The organism is Micromonospora sp. NPDC048835, from assembly GCF_040649995.1.
Taxonomy (GTDB): domain Bacteria; phylum Actinomycetota; class Actinomycetes; order Mycobacteriales; family Micromonosporaceae; genus Micromonospora.
Map to the genome: position 1 here is coordinate 18,548 of NZ_JBEZGM010000013.1, position 21,590 is coordinate 40,137.

The 21,590-nt window shown below is 71.4% G+C and carries 18 protein-coding genes; 11 read left to right on the forward strand and 7 right to left on the reverse strand.

Features of this window, described 5'->3' with window-relative positions:
• Positions 1–39 precede the first annotated feature (39 nt).
• The 7 genes from AB0C15_RS17350 to AB0C15_RS17380 all read left to right on the forward strand — a co-directional run bounded on the left by AB0C15_RS17350 (position 40) and on the right by AB0C15_RS17380 (position 6,952).
• Complete coding sequence (locus tag AB0C15_RS17350) at positions 40–2,268, forward strand: hypothetical protein (protein ID WP_357352962.1); 2,229 nt, start codon at positions 40–42, stop codon at positions 2,266–2,268.
• A gap of 73 nt (positions 2,269–2,341) precedes the next feature.
• Positions 2,342–2,833: an SsrA-binding protein SmpB gene (smpB, locus tag AB0C15_RS17355; RefSeq protein ID WP_357352964.1), complete on the forward strand. Its 492-nt coding sequence runs from the start codon at positions 2,342–2,344 to the stop codon at positions 2,831–2,833.
• A gap of 143 nt (positions 2,834–2,976) precedes the next feature.
• On the forward strand, positions 2,977–3,369 hold the full coding sequence (locus tag AB0C15_RS17360; RefSeq protein WP_357352966.1) for an SCO5389 family protein: 393 nt from the start codon (positions 2,977–2,979) through the stop codon (positions 3,367–3,369).
• Between the two features lie 354 nt (positions 3,370–3,723).
• Complete coding sequence (locus AB0C15_RS17365) at positions 3,724–4,146, forward strand: helix-turn-helix domain-containing protein (RefSeq protein ID WP_357352968.1); 423 nt, start codon at positions 3,724–3,726, stop codon at positions 4,144–4,146.
• 44 nt (positions 4,147–4,190) lie between these two features.
• Positions 4,191–4,976, forward strand: a complete 786-nt coding sequence (gene modA, locus AB0C15_RS17370) for a molybdate ABC transporter substrate-binding protein (protein WP_357353294.1) — start codon at positions 4,191–4,193, stop codon at positions 4,974–4,976.
• 65 nt (positions 4,977–5,041) lie between these two features.
• A complete protein-coding gene (locus tag AB0C15_RS17375; protein ID WP_357353296.1) occupies positions 5,042–5,812 on the forward strand; it encodes an ABC transporter permease in 771 nt (256 codons plus the stop codon).
• A 36-nt stretch (positions 5,813–5,848) separates the two neighbouring features.
• Positions 5,849–6,952, forward strand: coding sequence for an ABC transporter ATP-binding protein (locus tag AB0C15_RS17380; RefSeq protein WP_357352970.1), 1,104 nt, complete (start codon positions 5,849–5,851; stop codon positions 6,950–6,952).
• Between the two features lie 19 nt (positions 6,953–6,971).
• On the opposite strand, the gene AB0C15_RS17385 is transcribed toward AB0C15_RS17380, so the two are convergent.
• The 3 genes from AB0C15_RS17385 to AB0C15_RS17395 all read right to left on the reverse strand — a co-directional run bounded on the left by AB0C15_RS17385 (position 6,972) and on the right by AB0C15_RS17395 (position 9,339).
• On the reverse strand, positions 6,972–7,385 hold the full coding sequence (locus AB0C15_RS17385; RefSeq protein ID WP_357352972.1) for a type II toxin-antitoxin system Phd/YefM family antitoxin: 414 nt from the start codon (positions 7,383–7,385) through the stop codon (positions 6,972–6,974).
• A gap of 60 nt (positions 7,386–7,445) precedes the next feature.
• Positions 7,446–7,988 (reverse strand): GNAT family protein, encoded by a 543-nt coding sequence (locus tag AB0C15_RS17390; RefSeq protein ID WP_357352974.1) that lies wholly within the window; start codon positions 7,986–7,988, stop codon positions 7,446–7,448.
• Positions 7,989–8,112: 124 nt separating this feature from the next.
• Entirely contained in the window at positions 8,113–9,339 is a 1,227-nt protein-coding gene (locus AB0C15_RS17395; RefSeq protein ID WP_357352976.1) for a hypothetical protein, read from the reverse strand.
• Between the two features lie 175 nt (positions 9,340–9,514).
• Between AB0C15_RS17395 and AB0C15_RS17400 the strand changes: the two genes are divergently transcribed.
• The gene (locus AB0C15_RS17400; RefSeq protein WP_357352978.1) at positions 9,515–11,062 is read left to right on the forward strand and encodes an NAD(P)/FAD-dependent oxidoreductase; all 1,548 of its coding nucleotides are present in this window, start codon (positions 9,515–9,517) and stop codon (positions 11,060–11,062) included.
• Here AB0C15_RS17400 and AB0C15_RS17405 read toward each other — a convergent pair.
• The 4 genes from AB0C15_RS17405 to AB0C15_RS17420 all read right to left on the reverse strand — a co-directional run bounded on the left by AB0C15_RS17405 (position 11,010) and on the right by AB0C15_RS17420 (position 16,582).
• Positions 11,010–14,762 carry a serine protease gene (locus AB0C15_RS17405; protein WP_357352980.1) on the reverse strand — a complete coding sequence of 1,251 codons (3,753 nt, stop codon included), beginning with the start codon at positions 14,760–14,762 and terminating at the stop codon, positions 11,010–11,012. The genes AB0C15_RS17400 and AB0C15_RS17405 overlap by 53 nt on opposite strands.
• 1 nt (position 14,763) lies before the next feature.
• Entirely contained in the window at positions 14,764–15,129 is a 366-nt protein-coding gene (locus AB0C15_RS17410; RefSeq protein WP_357352982.1) for a CU044_2847 family protein, read from the reverse strand.
• A gap of 137 nt (positions 15,130–15,266) precedes the next feature.
• Positions 15,267–16,085 carry a hypothetical protein gene (locus AB0C15_RS17415; protein ID WP_357352984.1) on the reverse strand — a complete coding sequence of 273 codons (819 nt, stop codon included), beginning with the start codon at positions 16,083–16,085 and terminating at the stop codon, positions 15,267–15,269.
• Positions 16,086–16,147: 62 nt separating this feature from the next.
• Positions 16,148–16,582 carry a TetR/AcrR family transcriptional regulator C-terminal domain-containing protein gene (locus tag AB0C15_RS17420; RefSeq protein WP_357352986.1) on the reverse strand — a complete coding sequence of 145 codons (435 nt, stop codon included), beginning with the start codon at positions 16,580–16,582 and terminating at the stop codon, positions 16,148–16,150.
• Between AB0C15_RS17420 and AB0C15_RS17425 the strand changes: the two genes are divergently transcribed.
• The 3 genes from AB0C15_RS17425 to AB0C15_RS17435 all read left to right on the forward strand — a co-directional run bounded on the left by AB0C15_RS17425 (position 16,557) and on the right by AB0C15_RS17435 (position 21,535).
• On the forward strand, positions 16,557–17,351 hold the full coding sequence (locus tag AB0C15_RS17425; protein ID WP_357352988.1) for an FAD-dependent monooxygenase: 795 nt from the start codon (positions 16,557–16,559) through the stop codon (positions 17,349–17,351). The genes AB0C15_RS17420 and AB0C15_RS17425 overlap by 26 nt on opposite strands.
• Before the next feature lie 38 nt (positions 17,352–17,389).
• Complete coding sequence (locus AB0C15_RS17430; RefSeq protein ID WP_357352990.1) at positions 17,390–17,923, forward strand: hypothetical protein; 534 nt, start codon at positions 17,390–17,392, stop codon at positions 17,921–17,923.
• 150 nt (positions 17,924–18,073) lie between these two features.
• Complete coding sequence (locus AB0C15_RS17435; RefSeq protein WP_357352992.1) at positions 18,074–21,535, forward strand: ThuA domain-containing protein; 3,462 nt, start codon at positions 18,074–18,076, stop codon at positions 21,533–21,535.
• Positions 21,536–21,590: the final 55 nt, after the last annotated feature.

Here is a 21,590-nt window from a genome sequence, read left to right on the forward strand (position 1 = left end):
GACGACCCGCCCGGCCGACGCGCACACCTCGGGGGGCCCATGGCGGACGCGACACCGACCGGACCGCCGACGACGGGCGGGATCGTGGAGCTGCGGGTGCATGGTGTCTCCGGCGCGGGGGCGGACCAGGTGTTGGACCGGCCGAACGTGCACCAGGTCGCCGGAGACCGCAGCGGAGGGTTCTACCGACCGCGTCCCGGCTACCCGGACTCCACCGGCACCGACGGGGTGACGCTCGAGGCGTACCGCTGGAGTGACCTGCCGTCCGGCACGGCGGTGCGGACGCTGTCGCTCGTCTTCCTGCTGCCGTTCATGCTCTGCAACGTGGCGCTCTGGATGCGCCCGGCGCAGACCGTGTCGGCCCGCGGATTCATGGCGCTGTGCCGGGTGCTCGCCCTCACTCTCACCGCGCTCTACGTGCTCTCCATCGTCGGGGTGGCGCTGGACCTGATCGCCTGGCGCTGCATGGACACCCCGTCGTGCCTGGCCGGCCGGAGCTGGCTGTCCTGGCTCGGCGGGCGCCCGCCGGGGCTGCGCCTCGGTGTGCTGGCGCTCGTGCCGGTCGCCGCCATCGGGCTCGTCTGGTGGTTGGGTGCCCGCCCCAGCCACTCGTTCGACGCGTTCCGGTCCCCGGCGACGCCGACCACGAAACACCAGCTCAGCGCCGTCGGCCAGTGGGACGGCGAACCGCTCGTGGGTCGGCTGCGCTCGGTGCACGTCGCGGCGGCGTTCGCCACGCTCAGCGGCAGCCTGCTGGCCGCACGAGCCAGCCAGCACTCCTCGTGGGTGATGGTGACACTGTTGATCGCCACCGGGGCGGTGCTGCTGAGCTGCCTGGTCCTGGTCACCGTGGTGCCGAGCATCGACCGCACCGACCGGGCCCCCCGGGTGGACGGCGCCTTCCGCGGGCTGCGCACGATCGCCTGCGGCCTGACGATGCTGGTGATCGTGCACGTCGTCATCAGTCCGGCGCCGTGGCCGAAAGGTGGTGCGTTGCCCGGTTACAGCGCCATCGTGGCCTGGCTCTTCGTCAGCCAGACCGTGCTGGTGGTCGCGCTCGCCGCACTGGTGATCGCGCGGCGCGGTGGAGGGCAGCACAGGGCGCCGCTGCGTGCGCTTGGCGCGCCGGTCTTCCTGACGATTTCCGCCGGGCTCGCCGTGGCGTTCTCCGCCGAGCTGGTATACCGGGTGGCGGACCTGCTCGACCGGGACGGGACGACCGCGGACAGCCTGGAGACCAGCCCGCCGCTGGCGTACAAATGGGCGATCTTCGGGTTTTTCCTGGCGGTGGTGACCGCGCTGCTGGTGGCCGCCGTGACCACCAGGTTGACCCGGCGCGGGCGGCGGCGGGCCGCGCGGGCGATCGTGGCCGCCGACTTCCCGCACGCGCCGCCGCAGGCGGCGGACCGGCTGCGGCGGGTCGAGCAGGCGGTGGCCCGGGCCCGCTTCACCGAACGGTTGGAACCGCTCTCCGTGGTGTACGCCGGCCTCGCCGCGATCGGCCTGGCCACAAGCGTGCTCGGCCTGCTCCAGCTCCTGCCTGGCGACGTGGCGCAGCGCTACGTGGGCGTGCCGGAAGGCATGGTCGACTTCCTGATCGGGTCGGGTAGCTACGTGATCGCCGGGATCCTGCTCGGCCTCGTGGTCGGCGGCATCTTCGCGTACCGGACAGCGCAGTTCCGACGCTACGTGGGGGTGCTGTGGGATCTCGGCACCTTCTGGCCCCGGGCGGCGCACCCGTTCGCGCCGCCCTGCTACGCCGAGCGGGCCGTGCCGGAGCTGGGCAAACGCATCACCTACCTGGTGGAGCAGGGACAGGCTGTCCTCCTGGCCGGGCACAGCCACGGCTCGGTGCTGCTCGCCGCCACGGTTCTGCAACTGCCCTCCCGGATCACCGACCGGGTCGCGCTGCTGACCTACGGCTCGCCGCTGGGACGTCTGTACTCCCGACTGTTCCCGGCGTACGCCGACGAGCCGGCGTTGCGCGAGATCGGCGAACGGATCGGCTGGCGCTGGATCAACCTGTGGCGCGACACCGACCCCATCGGCGGCTGGATCTTCGCCTCGCACCGTCCCGGGGAGGCCGAGACGTTGACCGGGCCGGCGGCGACGGTGGACCGCCGGTTGATCGACCCACAGGACGTGGTGCCGGCACCCAGCGACAGCGTTCCCCCGCCGATCCTGGGACACTGGCCGTGCGAGTCGCAGGAGGCGTTCGCGGAGGCGGTACGGGACCTGACCCGGCGACTACGCCCAGCACGAAACTGAGTCGGCCGGGATGACCGTGCCGGTGGCCGAGCCGGGCGGGACGACCGTGCCGGTGGCCGGATATCGTCGCGTGGTGAGCCCGTCCAAGCCGCCCGCGCGCCGGTTGATCGCCTCGAACAAGAAGGCGCGACACGAGTACACCGTCCTGCGCACGTACGAGGCGGGCATCGTGCTTGTCGGCACCGAGGTGAAGTCGCTGCGCGAGGGGCGGGCCTCACTGGTGGACGCGTTCGCGCACGAGCGCGACGGCGAGATCGTGCTGTACGGCCTGCACATCGCCGAGTACGCCTACGGCACGTGGACCAACCACGCCCCACGCCGCAACCGCAAGCTGCTGCTGCACCGGGCCGAGATCGACCGGATCCTGGACAAGGTCCGCGAGGGCGGGGTGACCCTCGTCCCGCTGTCGATGTACTTCGAGAACGGCTTCGCGAAGGTCGAGCTGGCCCTGGCCAAGGGCAAACGCTCCTACGACAAGCGGCAGACGCTGGCCGAGCGCGACGCCAACCGGGAGATCGCCCGCGAGCTGGGCCGGCACCTCAAGGGCCACCCCCGCCGGCCCTGACGCCCCCGCGGATCGCCCGGGGTCGCGGCGTGGGGGTCGCGGCGTGGCGCGCGGGACATCGTTGACGTGGTCCGACAGACGTGGTCTCCTCAGTCGATGCCGTTATTGAAAACGGTAATCATTAACTTCTGCGAAGGAGAACCATGTCGCTCACCGTTCCGCCCGCCCTGCTGGACGCCGCCGAACGCGGCCCCGTCGACGACGAGGCGTTCATCGCCTGCGTCCGCGACTCCCTGCCGTACGCCTGGGCCACCGTCAGCCGGGTCGTCGCCGAACTTGAGGCAGGCAACGCCGACCTGGCCGACAACGACGTCGCGCCGCCCACCGACGCCGACCGCGGTCAACTGCTCCGCGCGCTGGCGAGCGACGCCATCCGCGCCGGCCTGGAACGGCACTTCGGCGTACGCCTGGCCTTCCAGAACTGCCACCGCGTCGCCGCGTTCCGCCCGTCGGCCGTCGACGGTGAGCGCTACCGCCGCTTCGTGTCGACCCGTGGCCAACTGCTCAACCAGTCGCCCGAACTCCGCAACTGCTGACCCCGCCTAACGGCCGGTCGGGTGGGCGCACGCGAGCCCACCCGACCGCGCCCCGCGCCCGCACCCCCACCAAGATCGCGCTCGAACCAGGATGTAGTGGCCTCATCGGCACCCGACACCACTGGTTCATTGATCGAGCACGATCTTGTGAGTGTGCCCCACGCGAGAGCACCCCCACCGAAGGACGGGCACTCACTGAGCGGCGCTCACGAAGCCAGGGTTCCCGATTGGAACCGCAAACCCCCAGGGACAGGTGAGCCAGACGCAAATGCTGGGCCTGACACCGCCAAACCCACGCTGTTGCCGCCAAATCCAGGCTTCCGGGCTCGCAGGTGCGGACGTTAGAGTGAGCGCGTGACGACGTACCGGATCGGGGAGGCCGCCGAGTTGCTCGGCGTCAGCGCCGACACCGTCCGCCGCTGGATGGACGCCGGGCGCTTGCCCGCTGGGCGCGACGAGCACGGCCACCGGGTCGTCGCCGGCGTCGACCTGGCCGCCTTCGCGCGTGCCCAGGCCGCCGACCCGGACGCGGGCGCCGAGTTCTCCTCGGCCCGCAACCGGCTGCGCGGCATCGTCGTCGACGTCCGCAAGGACACGGTGATGGCCCAGGTCGACATCCAGGCAGGCCCGTTCCGGGTCGTGTCGTTGATGAGCCGGGAGGCCGTCGACGAGCTGGACCTGCGGGTCGGGTCGGTGGCCGTCGCGGTGATCAAGTCGACCACGGTGGTGGTGGAGCGGGCCACACCTGTCACGAGTAGGGGACGAGCGGGCGGATGAACGCGTGGAGCAGGGGCACGGCCTCCCTGGTGGCCGGCGGGCGGATGAGCACCCGGGCCAGGGTCGCGGCCCTACTGGTGGCGGCCGGGCTGGCCCTGACTGGCTGCGGAACGGGTGACGAGGGGGTGGCCGGCGGCGACGAGGACGGTCGGGTCACCGGTACGGTGACCGTGTTCGCGGCGGCCTCGCTGACCGAGTCGTTCACCCGCATCGGGAGGGACTTCGAGGCCGCCAACCCGGGCAGCAGTGTGACCCTCAACTTCGCCGGCAGTGCCGCCCTGGCCAACCAGATCACCCAGGGCGCACCGGCGGACGTGTTCGCCTCGGCCGCACCGGCGAACATGGCCAGGGTGACCGGGGCGGGCAGCGCCGACGGGGCACCGAGCGTCTTCGCCCGCAACCAGTTGGTGATCGCGGTGCCCCGGGGCAACCCGAACCGGGTGGCGGGCCTGGCCGACCTGACCGGTCCGGGTGTCAAGGTCGCGCTCTGCGCCGAGCAGGTGCCCTGCGGCGCGGCGGCCCGCACCGCACTGGGCGCGGCCGGCGTCGCACTGACACCTGTCACCCTGGAGCAGGACGTCAAGGGTGCGCTCGCCAAGGTGCGGCTGGGCGAGGTGGACGCCGCGCTTGTCTACCGCACGGATGCGCGGGCGGCGAGTGCAGACGTGACAGGTGTGGAGTTTCCCGAGTCGGCGCGGGCGATCAACGACTACCCGATCGTCGCGCTCAAGGACGCGCCGAATCCGGCCGGTGCACAAGCTTTCGTCGCGTACGTCGGATCGGCGCCGGCGCAGGCGGTCCTTGCCGAGGCGGGTTTCCAGGCGCCGTGAGGCAACAGGTCCACGCCCACGACGCACCTCGCGGTCGCCGGGCCACACCTCGACGGCGGGGGCGGGTGCCGGCGGCGTTGCTGATCCCCGCCGGGCTGGGGTTGTTGTTCCTCGTCCTACCGTTGGCCGGGCTGCTGGTCCGGGCGCCGTGGGCGACCCTGCCGGAGCGGCTCACCGGGCCGGGCGCGTTGACCGCTCTGCGGCTGTCGGTGCAGACCGCCACCCTGGCCACCGCACTGTGCCTGCTGCTCGGGGTGCCGCTGGCCTGGGTGCTCGCCCGGGTCGAGTTTCCCGGCCGTCGGCTGGTACGCGCGCTGGTCACCGTGCCGCTGGTGCTGCCGCCGGTGGTTGGCGGGGTGGCGTTGTTGCTGGTCTTCGGCCGGCGTGGCCTGCTCGGCGGTTGGCTCGACGCCACGTTCGGCATCACCCTGCCGTTCACCACGGCGGGTGTCGTGTTGGCCGAGTCGTTCGTCGCCATGCCGTTTCTGGTGATCGCCGTGGAGGGTGCGTTACGCGCCGCCGACCACCGCTACGAGGAGGCCGCCGCGACGTTGGGCGCGAGCCGGTGGACCACCTTCACTCACGTCACCCTGCCGTTGGTGGCGCCAGGTCTGGCCGCCGGGGCGGTGCTCTGCTGGGCGCGGGCGCTCGGCGAGTTCGGTGCCACCATCACCTTCGCCGGCAACTACCCGGGTCGTACGCAGACCATGCCGCTCGCCGTCTACCTGGCGTTGGAGACCGACCTGGAGTCCGCGATCGTGCTCAGTCTGGTGCTGCTCGTCGTGTCGGTGGGCATCCTGGTCGCGTTGCGGGACCGCTGGATGACCACCGCATGAGCTGGATGAGCACCGCATGAGCTGGATGAGCACCGCATGAGCACCCGATCGGTTGCGCCGGTCGACCTTCGGGCGGCCGGTCGACTGCTCGACGCCCGGCTCGTCGTCGACCGGGGCGCCTTCCGGCTCGACGTGCCGTTGCGGGTCGCGCCCGGCGAGGTGGTGGCGCTGCTCGGCCCGAACGGCGCGGGCAAGACCACCGCGTTGCGGGCGTTGGCCGGGCTGCACTGCCTCAGCGACGGGCACGTCACCCTCGACGGCGTCGACCTGGACCGCCCGGCGGCCGGGGCCTGGGTGCCCACCGAACGCCGGTCGATCGGCGTGGTCTTCCAGGACTACCTGCTCTTCCCGCACCTCAGTGCGGTGGACAATGTGGCGTTCGGGCCGCGCCGGCACGGCGTCGACCGGCGGGCTGCCCGTGCCACGGCCCGGGAGTGGCTGGGCCGGGTGGGGCTTGAGGCGCAGGCGCAGCGCCGGCCTCGGCAGCTCTCCGGCGGTCAGGCGCAGCGGGTGGCGTTGGCCCGGGCACTGGCCGTGGCGCCGTCGCTGCTGTTGCTCGACGAGCCGCTGGCCGCGCTTGACGCCCGTACCCGACTGGACACCCGCGCGGAGCTGCACCGGCACCTGTCCGCCCACCCGGGCGCCACGGTGCTTGTCACCCACGACCCGCTGGACGCGTTGGCGTTGGCCGATCGCCTGGTCATCGTGGAGGGTGGCCGGGTGGTGCAGGAGGGCGACGGGCCGAGCGTCACCGCCCGGCCCCGCACCGACTATGTGGCCCGGCTGGTTGGGCTGAACCTGTATCGGGGCCGCGCCGACGGGCACGGGGTGCGGGTCTCGCCGGAGCTGACCCTCACTGTCGCCGACCGGGTGGAGGGTGAGGCGTTCGTGGCGTTCCGGCCGGCGGCGGTGGCGCTGCATCCGGCCCGGCCGGAGGGCAGCCCACGCAACACCTGGGCGGGCACCGTGGCGGGCGTCCAACGGCACGGTGACAACGTGCGGGTGCAACTGGACGGACCGGTCGGGGTGGCCGCTGACGTCACGCCGGCCGCCGCCGCCCAGCTACGGCTGATCCCCGGTCAGCGGGTCTGGGTGGCGGTCAAGGCGACCGAGACGCACGCGTACCCGGCGAACGGCTGACCCGCCGGCCGGAAGCGGCTCAGCCGGCGAGCAGGTCGGTGTGCGCGGCGCGCAGCCGGGCCACCGTCGGGTCGCTGCCGGGGACGACCCGGCGATCCAGCTCGGCCCACACCTCGGCAAGCGCCGCGCGGACCGCGCTCAGCTCGACGGCGTGCCGCTGACTGCTGCGGCGGTGCTGCTCGTCGAGGCGGCGGGCCCAGCCGGCGGTGACCGTGGCAAGTCGGTCGGCGTCGGCGCGAGCCTGCGCGCCGCTGCGGGCGGCTGCGGCGGGGACGATGGCGGCGACCGGGCGGGGATCGCCGTCGCGGGTGACGACGGTGACCGCGTCGGTCAGCTCGGCCAGCGCGACGAGTTGGCTGAACCGGGTGCGCGCCTCACGCAGCGGCACGGAACGCGGCGGGTCGGAGTGGGGGGTGAGCGCGGGGACGGCCATGGATGCATGGTGCCGTGCGGGTACGACAACAATCCGCCGTCGGTAGTGGACGGTGCGTCATCACCCGGGCCACTCGTCGGCAAGCACCGACCAGACCTCGAGGTCGATCCGACCGTGCGGGCCGGGCCTGAGCTGGCGAAGCGTGCCGTCGAGACGGAAGCCGAGCCGTTGGGCGAGGGCCTTGCTGCGGGTGTTGTCGGCGTTGGTGCGCCACTCCACCCGCTGAATGCCGCGCTCGCGCACCGCCCAGTCGATGATCCGGCGGACCGCCGGGGCGACCATGCCCCTGCCTTGCGCGGCCGGCTCCACCCAGCACCCGACCTCGCACATGCCGGTGCTGGCGTCGAACGACACGAAGATGACCCCGCCGACGAGGGTGCCCCGCCACCACAGACCCCAGATGCCGCCGCTGTCGCTGGCCCAGCGGTCGGCGTAGCGCTGCAACACCGCACGGGCGGATTCCAGGTCGGTGGCGGCGAAGGACGGTGACACCCAGGGCTTGATGTGGTCGCGGGCCCGGTCGATGTGGGCGAGGAACTCCTCGGCCCGCCACGGCTCCAGCGGACGCAGCTCGACCTCGTCGGTCAGCGGCAGGGTGAACACCGGGCCTCCACTCGGTTAAGCGTCGAACGTCGGTAGCAGGCTCGCACAGGCCGGTGCGTCCCGGCCGCGCCGGGGCCGGCTCAGGTCGTGAGATGGGTACGGCCCGCCCCGTCGACCGACCCGATCAGATGATCATGTGGGTCCAGTAGCTGAGCCAGAGCACGAACAGCACGCCCTGCACCACGGCGAGCGTCGCGGTCAGCCAGACGTCGACGCTCGCGTGCCGGGCGCAGCGGGCCAGCACGAGCGCCACCGGGAAGACGGCGAGCAGGTAGCGCAGCAGGCTCTTGTACACCGGCGGGCCCATCGACAGTGGCACCAGCACCATGAGGACGCCGTACACCAGATAGGCCAGCTCCCGGCGGCGGAAGCCGGCGATCAGCACGGCCAGGACAGCCACGGCGAACCACACCCGAGCCGCGTCGCGGGGCTCGCCGGTCAACCCGTTCAGCAGCACCGGTGCGGGGTTCTGCACCTCGATGCCCCACCCGGTCCGCTGGGCGTGCTGATAGGCGAACCAGCCTCCACCCCGCCACCGGCAGTACGCCATGAAGGTGAACCACCCGGCGGGCAGCAGCAGCAACGGCCAGCCGGTCCGGAGGTAGCCGAGCAGTGCGCGCGGGCCGAGCCTCCAGTCGTGCTGCCGCAGCAGCACCAGGGCCAGCGGCAGCACCACGAGCAGTCCGACGGAGCGGCTCATCGCCAGGAAGTAGCCGAACACTCCGACCAGCAGCCACCGGCGCCGCTCGGCGTGGTAGAAGGTGGCCAACGCGAGGCAGACGAAGAGCGACTCGGTCAGCGCGGCCTGGAACAGGAACGCGGTCGGCAGCAGCACCAGATATCTGGTGAACCGCCGGGCCGCCGGGCCGTCACCGAGCAGCAGTTCCGCCAATCGGTAGCCGTACCAGAGCGCCAGCAGGAACGCGACGTTGCTGATCAGCAACAGGGCGAGGGCGGTGTCGCCGCCGAGCAGCACGCCGACCGGCCGGGCCAGGAACGGGTACAGCAGCGGGAAGCCGAAGTCCACCCACGGCCCGCTCAGCGGCAGGGTGCTCAGCCGTAGGTAGAGCATGGAGTCCCAGGCGAACCAGAAGGAGATCCACCGCTGCCCGGAGATGTCCCGCTGCTGCGCCCACATCAACGCCTCGTCCGCGGGCGGGGCACCGGGGACGCCGTCCCAGGCGTGCAGGACCAGGAGCCCGAGCAGGGTGAGCAGCAGCTTGGCGCCGAGGAACAGGCCGATGACGTACGGCCAGGGCGGCGGCACGCGGCGGGCCAGCCGCGCTCCGGCGTGCCCTGCCGCGACCGCTCGGGCGGCACACGCCGCCGCGCCGCTGCGCCACCGGTCCATCCGCCCCGCTCCCCACTCCCCCCGGTCGCCGGCCGCGCGGGGGGTCGCCCTTCTCGTGGTACGCCGCGGCGCGCCCCGCCGAAGCGAGGACCAGCTACCGTCAAGTGTGACATTCTGCGCATAACGGGTGGACGTCGAGGCCTCCACCACGGCGGTGAGCAGGGAGCGCACCAGCATGAGCGAGCAGCACTGCACGGTGGTCATCGGTGCGGGGCCGGCCGGGCTCACCGCGGCGTACGAGCTGCTCCGGCACGGCCGGTCGGTCCAGGTGTTCGAGGCCGACGAGGTGGTCGGCGGGATCAGTCGCACGGTGGAGCGCGACGGGTGGCGCTTCGACATCGGCGGCCACCGCTTCTTCACGAAGGTGCCCCGGGTGGAGGCGTTCTGGCACGAGATCCTGCCGGACGACGACTTCCTGACCAGGCCCCGGATGAGTCGCATCTTCTACCGGGGCGCCCTGTTCAACTACCCGCTCAGCGCGATGAACGCCCTGCGCAACCTGGGGCTGCCGGAGGCCGCCCGCTGCCTCGGCTCGTACGCCCGCGCCCGGCTGCGGCCACCCCGGGACCAGTCACACTTCGAGGGCTGGGTATCGGCCCGGTTCGGCTGGCGGCTCTATTCGATCTTCTTCAAGACGTACACCGAAAAGGTCTGGGGCATGCCGGCGGACCGGCTGCGGGCCGACTGGGCGGCGCAGCGGATCAAGAACCTGTCGCTGGCGACGGCGATCCGCAACGCGCTGCTGCCCCGACGGCGGCGCACCGACGTGACGAGCCTGATCGAGGAGTTCCAGTACCCGAAGTACGGGCCCGGGATGATGTGGGAGCGCTGCGCCGAACAGGTCCGTGAGCGGGGCGGGAGCATCTCCACCGGCAGTTGGGTCACCGCCGTGCACCGCGACCCGGCCCGTCGGCGGGCGATCAGCGTGACGGTCAACGGCACGGGCGGGCAGCGAACCGAGGCGGCCGACGAGGTGATCTCGTCCATGCCGATCTCGGAGCTGGTGGCCGCGCTCCACCCGCCCGCGCCGCCGGAGGTGCGGGCCTGCGCGGCCGACCTGCGCTACCGCGACTTCCTGACCGTCGCCCTGGTCGTGCCGGCGGAGTTCTCGTTCCCGGACAACTGGATCTACGTGCACGACCCGGGGGTCCGGGTGGGTCGGATCCAGAACTTCGGCTCCTGGTCGCCGTACCTCGTCAAGGACGGCCGCACCTGTCTGGGCCTGGAGTACTTCGTGTTCGAGGACGACGAGATGTGGCGTACCCCCGATGCCGACCTGGTGGCCCTCGCCACCGCGGAGCTGGAGCGGTTGGGGTTGGTGCGACCGGGCGTGGTGGAGGCCGGCTACGTCGTGCGCATGCCAAAGGCATACCCGGTGTACGACGAGCGCTACCAGCACAACGTGGACGTGATCCGGGCGTGGCTGGCCGAGGCGGTGCCGAACGTGCACCCGGTGGGCCGCAACGGCATGCACCGGTACAACAACCAGGACCATTCGATGCTGACCGCGATGCTGACCGTCGAGAACATCGCCACCGGGAGTACGCACGACGTCTGGTCGGTGAACGTGGAGCGGGACTACCACGAGGAGTCGTCCGCGGGCGGCGACAGCAGGCCCGGCACCGGCCGGGACGCGCCGGTGATGCCCAGCCGGATCATCGCGGCCCCGATCACCGCGCCGGACGAGCCAGCTTCTGTCGCAGCTCCCCCGTCTCACGCATGAAGCCGAGCACGATCTCGCGGAACGAGTCGACGGACAGGTCGACGGCGGACTGGAACTTCGCGAGGGCCAGGTCGATGTCGGACCGCCCGCGATCCTTGTCCCAACCGATCGGGTTCGGCGTCTGGAACTGCTTGCAGGCCACCAGCAGGGCGCGGCCCTGCTGGAAGTTCACCGACGGCACGTTCCAGACGGTCCCGGCCATGATCCGTACGCCGTCCAGCAGGACGAGCGCCGCCGTGACCCGCTCCAGCCCCTCGCTCGGCGACAGCATGTGGGAGCGGACGAACATCGCCCCGAGCGCGACGAGCAGGCCCACGTCCGTGAAGTCGTGCAGGAACCTGTCCACCAGTGGCGCGCTCTCCGGCCCGACGGCGGTCGCGATCTCGGCCCGCATCGCGTGCATGCCGGTGGCGAGCTCCGAGAAGCTGCCCACCCGCGCGATGGTCTCGGCCAGCTTGCCGTACCCCTCGGACAGGGTGCCGTGCAGTTCGAGCCGGGCCAGGGCGCAGACGATCGACGCGGAGAAGTCCGTGGGCTCGTGCGGTTCGGCCCGTGCCGCCGCCGCCACCAGTTCGTCTCGGGAGCACTCCCCCGCCGCGTAGGCCTGCGACAACGATTCGCACGCGCCCACCGCGGCACGCAGGCGCAACAGCGGGTCGCCGAGCGCGAGGCCGAAGGCGTCGAGGTAGGCGGCCGCCGCCGTGGTGAAGTGCCGCCGGTGCCGGTGGTGGGCCGCGAGCAGGTGCGCCATCCGCGGGTTGGACGGGAAGGCCCGCCGGCCGCGGGCCAGGATCTCGTCGACCGGACGGAAGTCGATGGGGACGTGCGCCACGATGGCGAGCGCCGTCTGGAGCTGCAACTCGTTGTGCGCCTCCCGCTCGACCGCCTCGACCGAGTCGCCGCACCGTTTCACCAGCGAGGAGAGTCTCTTCCTGCGTACCTCGCCGAGCTGTTCGAGCACGGCCAGCTTGTGCGGGGTCGGACGGCTCAGCCAGCGCTCGTCGGACATCCGCGCCTGCCGCAGGAGAGACCCCGCGATCGCCCACTCCGTACGCACCAACCGGTACTCGATCTCCACGACGAGCGGTGTGACCTTCGGATTGTTCCTGCGCCACCTGCGGTAGGCGCGCTTGATCGGGGCGAGCTGACTCTCGGCGGAGCGGTGCGCGGGCAGGTCCGAGTCGACGGCGTTGTCGCCCTCCCGGCTCACCTTGAGCGTGGGGTCGGCGACGAGCAGACTCAGGAAGGCGTCGGCGGTCGGGGCGTTCTCGACCGTCCACGCCAGCAGGCCCCGCGCGAGTTGCAGCCGACCGGGTTCGCCGGTCCGCCGGCCGCGCTCCAGCCGGTGCAGCCGCCGCTGCTGCCTCGCGATCGCCAGCAGAGGACGGCTGTCACCGGCAAGCGCGAGCGACTTGAGCAGCTCCTCGTGCGGCGTGAGCGCGCGCAGCGCCCGGGTGAGGAAGACCTCGGTGAGTGACTGGTCGCCGCTGAAGTCGCCGGCGCGGCCGATCAGCGAGACGTACATCGTCCAGGTGCCCGGGTCGGCAAGGAACGATCGGTCGTCCTCCACCTGGGACAGACACCATTCGGCCACCGCGCGGAGACCGTCCGGCGAGGGCAACGGCCGGACGGTGACCGCTCGGAGCGCGTCGTGCAGCACGATCCGCACATCGGCGCGGCCGGACAGTCGCTCGTCGGCGACGACGGCGCTCATCCACGCTCCGACGGCGGCACCGACGGCATCGCCCGTGCCGACCCCCAGCCACCACGCCAGCACAAGCACCTGGGCGTCCTGGACCTGCTCGAGGTGGCTTCCCGCCTCGACGATGCGGTCGACCGTGCGCACCCCACCGACCTCGGCGAACGTACGGCTGGCGGCGGCCACGTCGCCGGTGTGGATCTGACTGCGCCAGAGCCGCAGGCGGACCCGCATCGACGGGCCGCCGCCGTCACCGCGCCCTTCCAGCTCGACGATCTGCTGGTAGAGCGACTCCACCCACTCGGGTCGCAGCGAGCGGCTGGACACGCGATGGGCGATGTCCTGCATCGCGAGCCCCTGTTCGGAGGTGAGCGTGTCCACCTCGAAGACGAACGGCGCGGTGCCCGGCCATTCGTCGAGCCCGATGGCGTCAGCGCTGAACGCGCCACGGGCCAGGTCCTGGCGCGTCGCCGTGGGCGCGCGGATGCCGAGCGGGTCGTGGGCGGAGGCCAGCACCTGCTGTTCGAGGGCATCCCGGATGAGTGGCGGCACGGCGTTGCGGACCTCTCCGTTCGAGCCGGGTCCGACGGTCGCCAGCCCGGGGTCGCCGAGCGCCGCGATCGGGTCGTCCGGGAGCGCTGCGGTGGGGTCGAGAATGGGCAGGTCGAACCGCTCGGACAGGGCGATGGCGAGGTCCACCGCGTCGTCGCCCTCGTGCTGTGCGCAGGCCGCCAGGATCTCCCCGGGGAGAAGACACCGTGGGTCGACGAGGTCCAGCGCGTACTCGGCCGCCTCCGCCGGCACCCGGCCGAGGGTGGCACGGGCGACCAACGCCGCCGCGTCCGTACGACTGATCGGCCCCACCTCGACGGCGGTGGAGAGCCCGACGCAGGACAGTTCGTCGCCGAGTTCCCGCCCGACGAGGACGACCGCGGCGTTCATCCGCTCGGCGGCCTTCATCAGAGCGGTGAGATCCGCGTCCGCGGCGGCGTCGACGTTCTGGTGCTGAAGGTCGATGACGAGCCGCCCACCGCGCAGGTCGCGCATGACCGTCCAGCAGGCCAACGCCAGCGTCTCCTCGTCGGAGCGGCTCCCGAACGGATCCTGCGGGATGTGCACGCCGAGCACCGGCAGGACGATCCCCACCACCGGATGCCGCGCGGGGACGGGCGGGGCCACCGCCGCGTCGACGTACGCCGTGTCACCGGCGGGGACGTGCGCGAGGCGGACCCAGACGCCGGTCAGCGCCGACTTGCCGGCGAGTGCGTCACCGACGACGAGGCGGTGGCGGGGGCCGTCGCGCGAATCCAGCGCGGCGATCTCCGCCTCCCGGCCGACGAGTTCCACCAGGTCCGAGGGCGCGTCGCCGCGGATCAGACTGCGCGGAGGCCAGGCGAGCCCGCTCGCGGCGTGCCTGATCTGCATCCGCCGGTCGTGCGTGTCCAGGCCGAGCGAGGTTCGGAGCGGAACGATCTCCGTACCCAGCAGGGCGTGTCCGCCCAGGTCCGTCTGCCGGCCGCGGGTGACCCGGACCATGCCGACGAGCCGGCCGCCCTCGCGGTCGAGCACCGGTGCGCCGCTGTATCCCCGCTGGATCTGACCCGACCGGAGCTTGAGCCAGGCGATCCCGTCGTCCTCCACGAGGCCCTCGTTGACCACCAGCGTCGTCTCGGCACGCCTGTCGACACAGCTGACGACCACGTACTCGGCGGCGAGGGTGGGGGGACGGGAGTCCGGCACGAACCAGAAGTCGTCGGCGTCCTCGACGCTCAGGAGGCAGAGGTCACGCTGCTTGTCCCAGACGAGGACCGTCGCCGGCTCGTCGGGAGCGGCGGCGGACCGGCCGATGCGGCGGATCTTCACCGGCCCGGTCCGGTCCAGCCCGTGCGTGGCGGTGGCGACGACCCGCGGCCCGATCATGAAGCCGGTCTGTGTCACGGACCCCTGGTGAACGCCGACCAGCCCCGCCCACAGCTGCCGGCCGGCCTCGACATCAGCCATCTCAGCCGGCGAGGTCCTTCCAGGCCAACTTCAACTCCACCGCGCCCTCGGCCTTCCCGTCCACGAGGAGCGCCACCGCCTTGCCGTTGGTGATCGAGAACCCGACGCGCATGGTGACCTCGATCTCCGTCGGGGCCGCCTTGCGGGCGTGCTCCACCAACTCCTCGGCCACCTTCGACACCTGCTCCGCCACGTCGCTGAGCTTGACCTTGAGCGACTGGAAGGAGACCTCCTCCTCGGAGTCGATCTCCATCGCCAGCGCCGCGAACGTCGTCTGGTCCTTCAACTCAAGCGCTATCAGGTCGCCATGCATCAGGTCGTTCCCCTCGGTGAGGCGCTCGTCGGGTCGGGTGGCAGCAATTGTCAACGCGGTGCAGTGTGGACACCCTGGGCCGGTCAGCCCTTTCCGTCTCACACTCTCGGGGTGATCCAGACCCTAACGCGCTCCGGCCAGGGGCTTCCCGGCCGAGCGGGTCGTCTATCGGATCATCGACACTGCGCCGCTCACCGTGGCAGGCGCGTCCAGTACGCCACGGTCGCGTCATCCGGCACGGCCGCATCAGCGCGGTCGACGGCCTGCGCCTCGGCCTGCCGAACCTGGCTGATGACGTCGGCCGGCCCGCTGGCTCGGAGCAGGTCCAGCAGGCCCGGCCAGTCGGTCCGACCGTACGGGCTGACGATGCGGCTGGCACCGTTGCTGAGCAGCGCCACACCGTTCAGGTCGGCGAGGAACCGGCTGCCGGTCACCGCCTCGTCGGCGGCGCGGGGGTCGTCCTTGGCGATCCAGTAGCCGCCGGGCCGGTTCCGGCGGGCACGAATCGCGGTGACGCAGGAGGCCAGCACGCGGTCGTACTCCGGTGTGCCCTGGGCGACGCCGACCAGCGGCGCCGAGCACTCGCGACGGGCAGTCGTCTCGCGCTCATCGGTGACGACCTGCGGGCCGGCCTCGACCTGGTCGAGGACGAGGTAGGAGTCCGCGAGCAGGAGCCAGTCCAGGCGGCCCTGGTGGGCGCGGACCACGGCGACCGTGGCCTGCGGGCTGCTGGGGTCGGTGATGTCGCAGGTGTCACCGTGCTCGGCGGCGATTTCGCCGATGGCCGCGGCGAGGATCGCGGCGAGGGCCCGCCCGTCGCCGCACGACAGGTGGCGGAGCAGCGCGCCGCCAAGACGGTGCGTGTACCAGGCGACGCCGTGGAAGCACAGCGGTTCAGCTCCCGGGATGCCGGCACCGTCGAGCAGGACGACGGCGCCGGGAACGACGCCGACGAAGTCCTCGTTCGGCCGGTCCGCCCGACCGGCGTTCGTCGCCAGGCTGACGTGCACTCGTGGCTCCTGTCCGGGTACGACGGCCGACCGTCGGGGCGGGCGGCGACCTGCGCGGGCACTCAGGCTCGAGGCGGGCCGGTGATGCCGTCCAGGATGGTGGTCAGGTTGTCGTTGAAGGTCTCCTCGGCGCTGAGATGGGCGCCGTCGATGACCAGCCGGGCGACGGTGGGGTACCTGCCGGTCTTCAACATACGGGTGAGGTAGGGGCCGAGGCTCGCTTGGAAGGCGGCTTCGTCGGTGCCGGTGGCGCGTGTGGTGCGTCGCTCGGTGACCTCTCGGCGCACCGCTCCGATGATGAAGGCGTTGAGGGCACCCAGAGCTCGCTGGAGATCGTCGATGTCACGCACGGTGGGGGCCGTGCCGAGCGCTGCCGCGGTGGCTTCGCCCACGGCGAGGGCGTGTGGTCCCAGGTGCGGCCGCCCGCCGAGCACGTCGGAGAACCACTCGTGCTCGAGGGCCGCGGCGCGGGTGCTCGACTCCCTAGCCGGCGACACGGTTGTCTGGCGGCACCGGCTCGTCGCGGCGACTCCGCGACCCGACCAGGGCTGGGACCTGACGTTCCACGGCGGCCGCCGCACCAACTGCGACATCCTCATCGGCGCGGACGGCGCGCGCTCGGTCGTCCGGTCGCTCCTGACCGACGTCGGGACGTCCTATGTGTCGACGGTCGTGGAGCTGAACGTCGAGGACGTCGACAGGCGTCATCCCGACCTCGCCGAACTGGTCGGCCCGGGGAACCTGTGGTGTGTCGGCGTGAACCAGATCCTGTCGGCCCAACGCCTCGGCGACGGCGGTCTCCGCGTCGGGATCTCGCTGCGGGCGGAGGGCCGGCCCCTCGACACGTACCTCGACAAGCGCGCCCTGCTGGACATGTTCGCTGGCTGGAACCCTCGCCTCACCGCCCTCATCGAGGCCGCCGACGGCACGCCGACGCCGCGCCTGATCGAAGCGATGCCCTCCGGTACGCGCTGGACCAACCGCCCGGGCGTCACCCTCATCGGCGACGCCGCGCACCTCATGCCACCGGTCGGCGAAGGCGCGAACCAGGCGATGCTCGACGCCGCCGAACTCGCCGACCACCTCGCTGCCAACCCCGCCGACCCGGGTACGGCGATTCGGACGTACGAGGAGTCGATGTTCACCAGGATCCGCCCGATCGCCGAGATGTCCGCACGGGTCCAGTCGATGATGCTGTCTCCCACCGCGTCGGACGACATCGTTCGTTTCTTCAGCCGGACGGCGGAGCCGGCGCGCACAGACTGACACCTGGCGCAGTCGACGCCGGTGGTGATAATCGGTGTATGACGATGGATGTGCACCCTGAGTCAGGTCTCCGCAAGGCCACCCTCACGGATCGGGACCTCGGGGAAACGCCGTGGGACTACTGTCGGATCCACGCGCTCGCCGTCACCGACGACGAGGGGCCCGAGGACCCGACGCTGGACTTCCTGGAGTACGACGACCTCGACCCCACCGCACCGTCGGCCCTGCAGCTCCATCTCGACCTCGACTACATCGTGGGCCGGTTCGACCCGGGGCCGATGCGCGACGTGCGCTTCTGGGTGGCGCCGGCCACGCTGGTCTTCCACAGCGTCTGGGACATCGTCGGTGACGTGCGCTCGGCGTGCCTGCCGTTCGAGTTGAAGAACCTGCACCGGGAGCCCCCCGCACGCTCGGGTGAGCCCTGCTGGCACCTGGAGGGACGCGACCTGGACCTCAGGTTCCAGGCGTTGGGGTACACGCTGTACCTGCGCCAGCCACCGCGTTACGGCGATCGGGTGCTCCGGATGGTGGAACGGGGTGGCATCAGCTTCACCCCGAAGTCGTTCGCCTGATTCCGGCCGGGGGCAGGGGCCGCGACGGTCGCACGGACGGGAAAACGCTTACCAGAGCGCTATTGACGGTCATCACTGGCTGTCAGTACCGTGGTGCGGGCAGCGAGAAAGCGCTTTCCGACCCCTCACCGTCCAACAGGGAGCGCCCCCATGCCCCGACATCTCCGAACGTTCGGCCTGATCCTGCTCGCCATCATCGCCATGGTGAGCACCACCACCGCCCTGCCCGCCGAGGCCGCGCCCCGCTTCCGGGTGCTGGTCTTTTCCAAGATCACCAACTTCTACCACGACTCGATCCCGGCCGGCATCGCCGCGATCCAGCAGCTCGGTGCCGCCCACAACTTCGAGGTCGTCGCCACCACCGACGCCGCGGCCTTCACCGACGCCAACCTCGCCACCTTCGACGCTCTCGTGTTCAACAACACCAACAGCCTCCCGACCTCGGGTGACCTGCTCAACGCCAGCCAGCGGGCGGCATTGCAGACGTTCATCCGCAACGGCGGTGGTTGGGCCGGCCTGCACGCCGCCTCGGCCAGCGAACGCGACTGGACCTGGTACGAGGGTCTGGTCGGCACGATCTTCGACTACCACCCCGACTTCTCGTCCACCGGCGGCACCTTCCCCGGCCGGGTCAAGGTGCTGGACCGGGCGCACCCCTCCACCCGCAACCTGCCGGAGCTCTGGGAACAGAGCGAGGAGTGGTACAACTGGCGCACCAACCCGACCGGCAACGTGCACACCCTCGCCCAGATCAAGGTGCGCGACGGGATCAACGGCCTGGACGAGGGCGTCGACCACGCGTACTCCTGGTGTCAGCGCTACGACGGCGGCCGGTCCTGGTTCACCGCCGGTGGGCACGCCAGCTCGCAGTTCAGCAGCGCGACCTTCCTGGAGCACCTGCGCTACGGCATCGAGTGGGCGGCCGGCGCGGTCGCCGGTGACTGCTCGGCCACCAGGACCAGCAACTTCGAACGGGTGGGGCTGGTCACCGAGAACCTGGCCGACCCGTTCGAACTGGCCGTCGGCCCGGACCGGAAGGTCTACTACATCCAGCGCACCGGCGCGCTGAAGGTGGTCAACTCCGACACCCTCCAGGTCACCACCCTGCTGGACTTCGCGTACACCTCGGCCATGACCGACCAGTCCGACGGGCTGCTCGGGATGACCCTGGACCGCAACTTCGCCAGCAACGGCTGGATCTACCTGCTCTGGTCGGACAAGACCCTCAAACAGCTCAACCTGTCCCGTTTCACGGTCGCCAACAACAGCGTCGCGCTCTCCTCGGAGAAGCGCCTGCTGGCCATCCCCACCTACCGGGGTGAGGGTCGGGCCAACTCGCACATGGGCGGTTCGCTGGCCATGGACGCGGCCGGTCGCCTCTACGCCGCGATCGGCGACAACACCGACCCGTTCGCCTCCAGCGGCTACACCCCGATCGACGAACGCTCCGGGCGCGCCGCCTGGGACGCCCAGGGCACCGCCGGCAACACCAACGACCTGCGCGGCAAGATCCTGCGGATCACCCCGCAGTCCGACGGTACGTACACGGTGCCCAGCGGCAACCTCTTCGCCCCCGGCACCGCGCGGACCCGGCCGGAGATCTACGCGATGGGCATGCGCAACCCGTTCCGGATCACCATCGAGCCGCAGACCAACGCGGTGCTGGTGGCCGACTACGGCCCGGACGCCCGCGCCGCGGACGCCAACCGCGGCCCGGAGGGGACCGTCGAGTTCAACCGGATCACGGCGGCCGGCAACTACGGGTGGCCGTACTGCGTGGGTAACAACATCCCGTTCAACGACTACAACTTCGCCACAAACACCTCGGGGGCGAAGTTCAACTGCGGCGCGTTGGTCAACAACTCCCCCAACAACACCGGCCTGACCAACCTGCCGGCGTCGAAGTCGGCGCTGGTCTGGTACGCGTACTCCGCGTCCACCCAGTTCCCGGAGCTGGGCACCGGCGGTGGCGGGCCGATGAGCGGCCCGGTGTACGACTACGACCCGGCCAACACCCGCACCACCAAGTTCCCGGAGTACTTCGAGGGCAAGTGGATCACCTACGAGTTGACCCGCAGGTGGTTCAAGACGCTTTCGGTCCACAAGACGGCGCAGACGTTCAGCAACGCGCGCTTCGGGCCGACCGCCGTCGGTGACCTCCAGTCGATCAACGGCATCTTCGAGAACATGAGCTGGATCCAGCCCTTCGAGGCGGAGTTCGGCCCGGACGGTTCGCTCTACGTCATCGACTTCGGCGAGGGCACCGGCAGCGGTCGCGGTGGCAGCAACGCCGGGGCGGGCATCTACCGCATCGACTACGTCGCCAACGGGCGGCCACCGACCGCGAAGCTCGCCGCCACCCCGGACAGTGGACGCGCGCCGCTCACGGTCAGCTTCTCGTCGGCCGGCACGACGGCGGGTGACGGAACGGCACTCAGCTACGCCTGGGACTTCACCAACGACGGGACCACCGACTCCACCGCCGCCAACCCGAGCTTCACCTACACCAGCGCCGGCAGACACACCGCCCGGCTGACCGTCCGCAACAGCGGCAACGGGTTGACCGCCAGCGCGGTCACCGACGTGGTGGTCGGCAACACCCGACCCACGGTGACGATCAGCGTGCCCGACGGCGGCTTCTTCGACTTCGGCGACAAGATCCCGTTCACGGTGACGGTCACCGACCCGGAGGACACCACAGTCGACTGCAGCAAGGTGACCGTGCAGACGCAGCTCGGCCACGACCAGCACGCCCACCCGTTGGACGTCTACACCGGCTGCTCGGGGCTGCTCGCCACCGAGGCCGACGCCGGTGACGGGCACGGGCCGGGGCAGAACCTCTACACCCTGATCACCGCGCAGTACACCGACGGCGGCGCGGCCGGCGCACCGGCGCTGACCGGCTCGACCCGGGTGCAGTTGCAGCCCAAGAGCAAGGAGGCCGAGCACTTCAGCGCCCAGTCCGGCGTCACGGTCAACGACCGCGCCACCGCCCGTGCGGGCAAGCGACTCGGCGAGGTCGACCACAACGACTGGGTGGCGTTCGGGCCGGCTGACCTGCGCAACATCGGCTCGGTGACGCTCGGGCTGACCAACGGCGGCCTGGGCGGCACCATCGAGCTGCGCACCGGCTCGCCGACCGGCACACTGATCGGCTCGGCCGCCATCGCCTCGACCGGCGGGTGGGACAACCTGGTCTCCCCCACCGTCACGCTGACCAACAAGCCGACGGGCACCACCACCCTGTACGCGAAGTTCGTCAACACCGCCCAGGTCGGTGGCACCCCGGACCTGCTCGCCCTGGACTGGCTACGGTTCAACGGCGCCGGGGTCAAACAGGAGCCGGGCGGGACCTTGACGCTTGCCGCGAACCCGGCCAGCGGCACCGGGACGCTGAACACCACGCTCACCGCCACCGCGACAGCGCCGTCCGGGCAGAGCATCACCGACTACGCGTGGGACTTCGGTGACAACAGCGCCATCACGCACGGGGCGACGCTGCGGTCGATCGCTCACACGTACCCCCGCAAGGGCATCTACACCGCCCGGGTGACGACCACCTACACGAGCGGGGAAACCCGCTCGATAAACCTGACCGTCACGGTCAACTGATCGCAGAGCGGTGGCAGGCGGGGTGAGCCTGCCTGCCACTCGGCGACGTCGCCTC

What these genes read in the sequence shown, in the direction of transcription:
- AB0C15_RS17385 (WP_357352972.1), bottom strand. Translation starts at nt 7,385, where the DNA reads ATGGCCGTCCCCGCGCTCACCCCCCACTCCGACCCGCCGCGTTCCGTG.
- AB0C15_RS17395 (WP_357352976.1), bottom strand. Translation starts at nt 9,339, where the DNA reads ATGGACCGGTGGCGCAGCGGCGCGGCGGCGTGTGCCGCCCGAGCGGTC.
- AB0C15_RS17350 (WP_357352962.1), top strand. Translation starts at nt 40, where the DNA reads ATGGCGGACGCGACACCGACCGGACCGCCGACGACGGGCGGGATCGTG.
- AB0C15_RS17435 (WP_357352992.1), top strand. Translation starts at nt 18,074, where the DNA reads ATGCCCCGACATCTCCGAACGTTCGGCCTGATCCTGCTCGCCATCATC.
- AB0C15_RS17380 (WP_357352970.1), top strand. Translation starts at nt 5,849, where the DNA reads ATGAGCACCCGATCGGTTGCGCCGGTCGACCTTCGGGCGGCCGGTCGA.
- modA (WP_357353294.1), top strand. Translation starts at nt 4,191, where the DNA reads ATGAGCACCCGGGCCAGGGTCGCGGCCCTACTGGTGGCGGCCGGGCTG.
- AB0C15_RS17430 (WP_357352990.1), top strand. Translation starts at nt 17,390, where the DNA reads ATGACGATGGATGTGCACCCTGAGTCAGGTCTCCGCAAGGCCACCCTC.
- AB0C15_RS17360 (WP_357352966.1), top strand. Translation starts at nt 2,977, where the DNA reads ATGTCGCTCACCGTTCCGCCCGCCCTGCTGGACGCCGCCGAACGCGGC.
- AB0C15_RS17400 (WP_357352978.1), top strand. Translation starts at nt 9,515, where the DNA reads ATGAGCGAGCAGCACTGCACGGTGGTCATCGGTGCGGGGCCGGCCGGG.
- AB0C15_RS17405 (WP_357352980.1), bottom strand. Translation starts at nt 14,762, where the DNA reads ATGGCTGATGTCGAGGCCGGCCGGCAGCTGTGGGCGGGGCTGGTCGGC.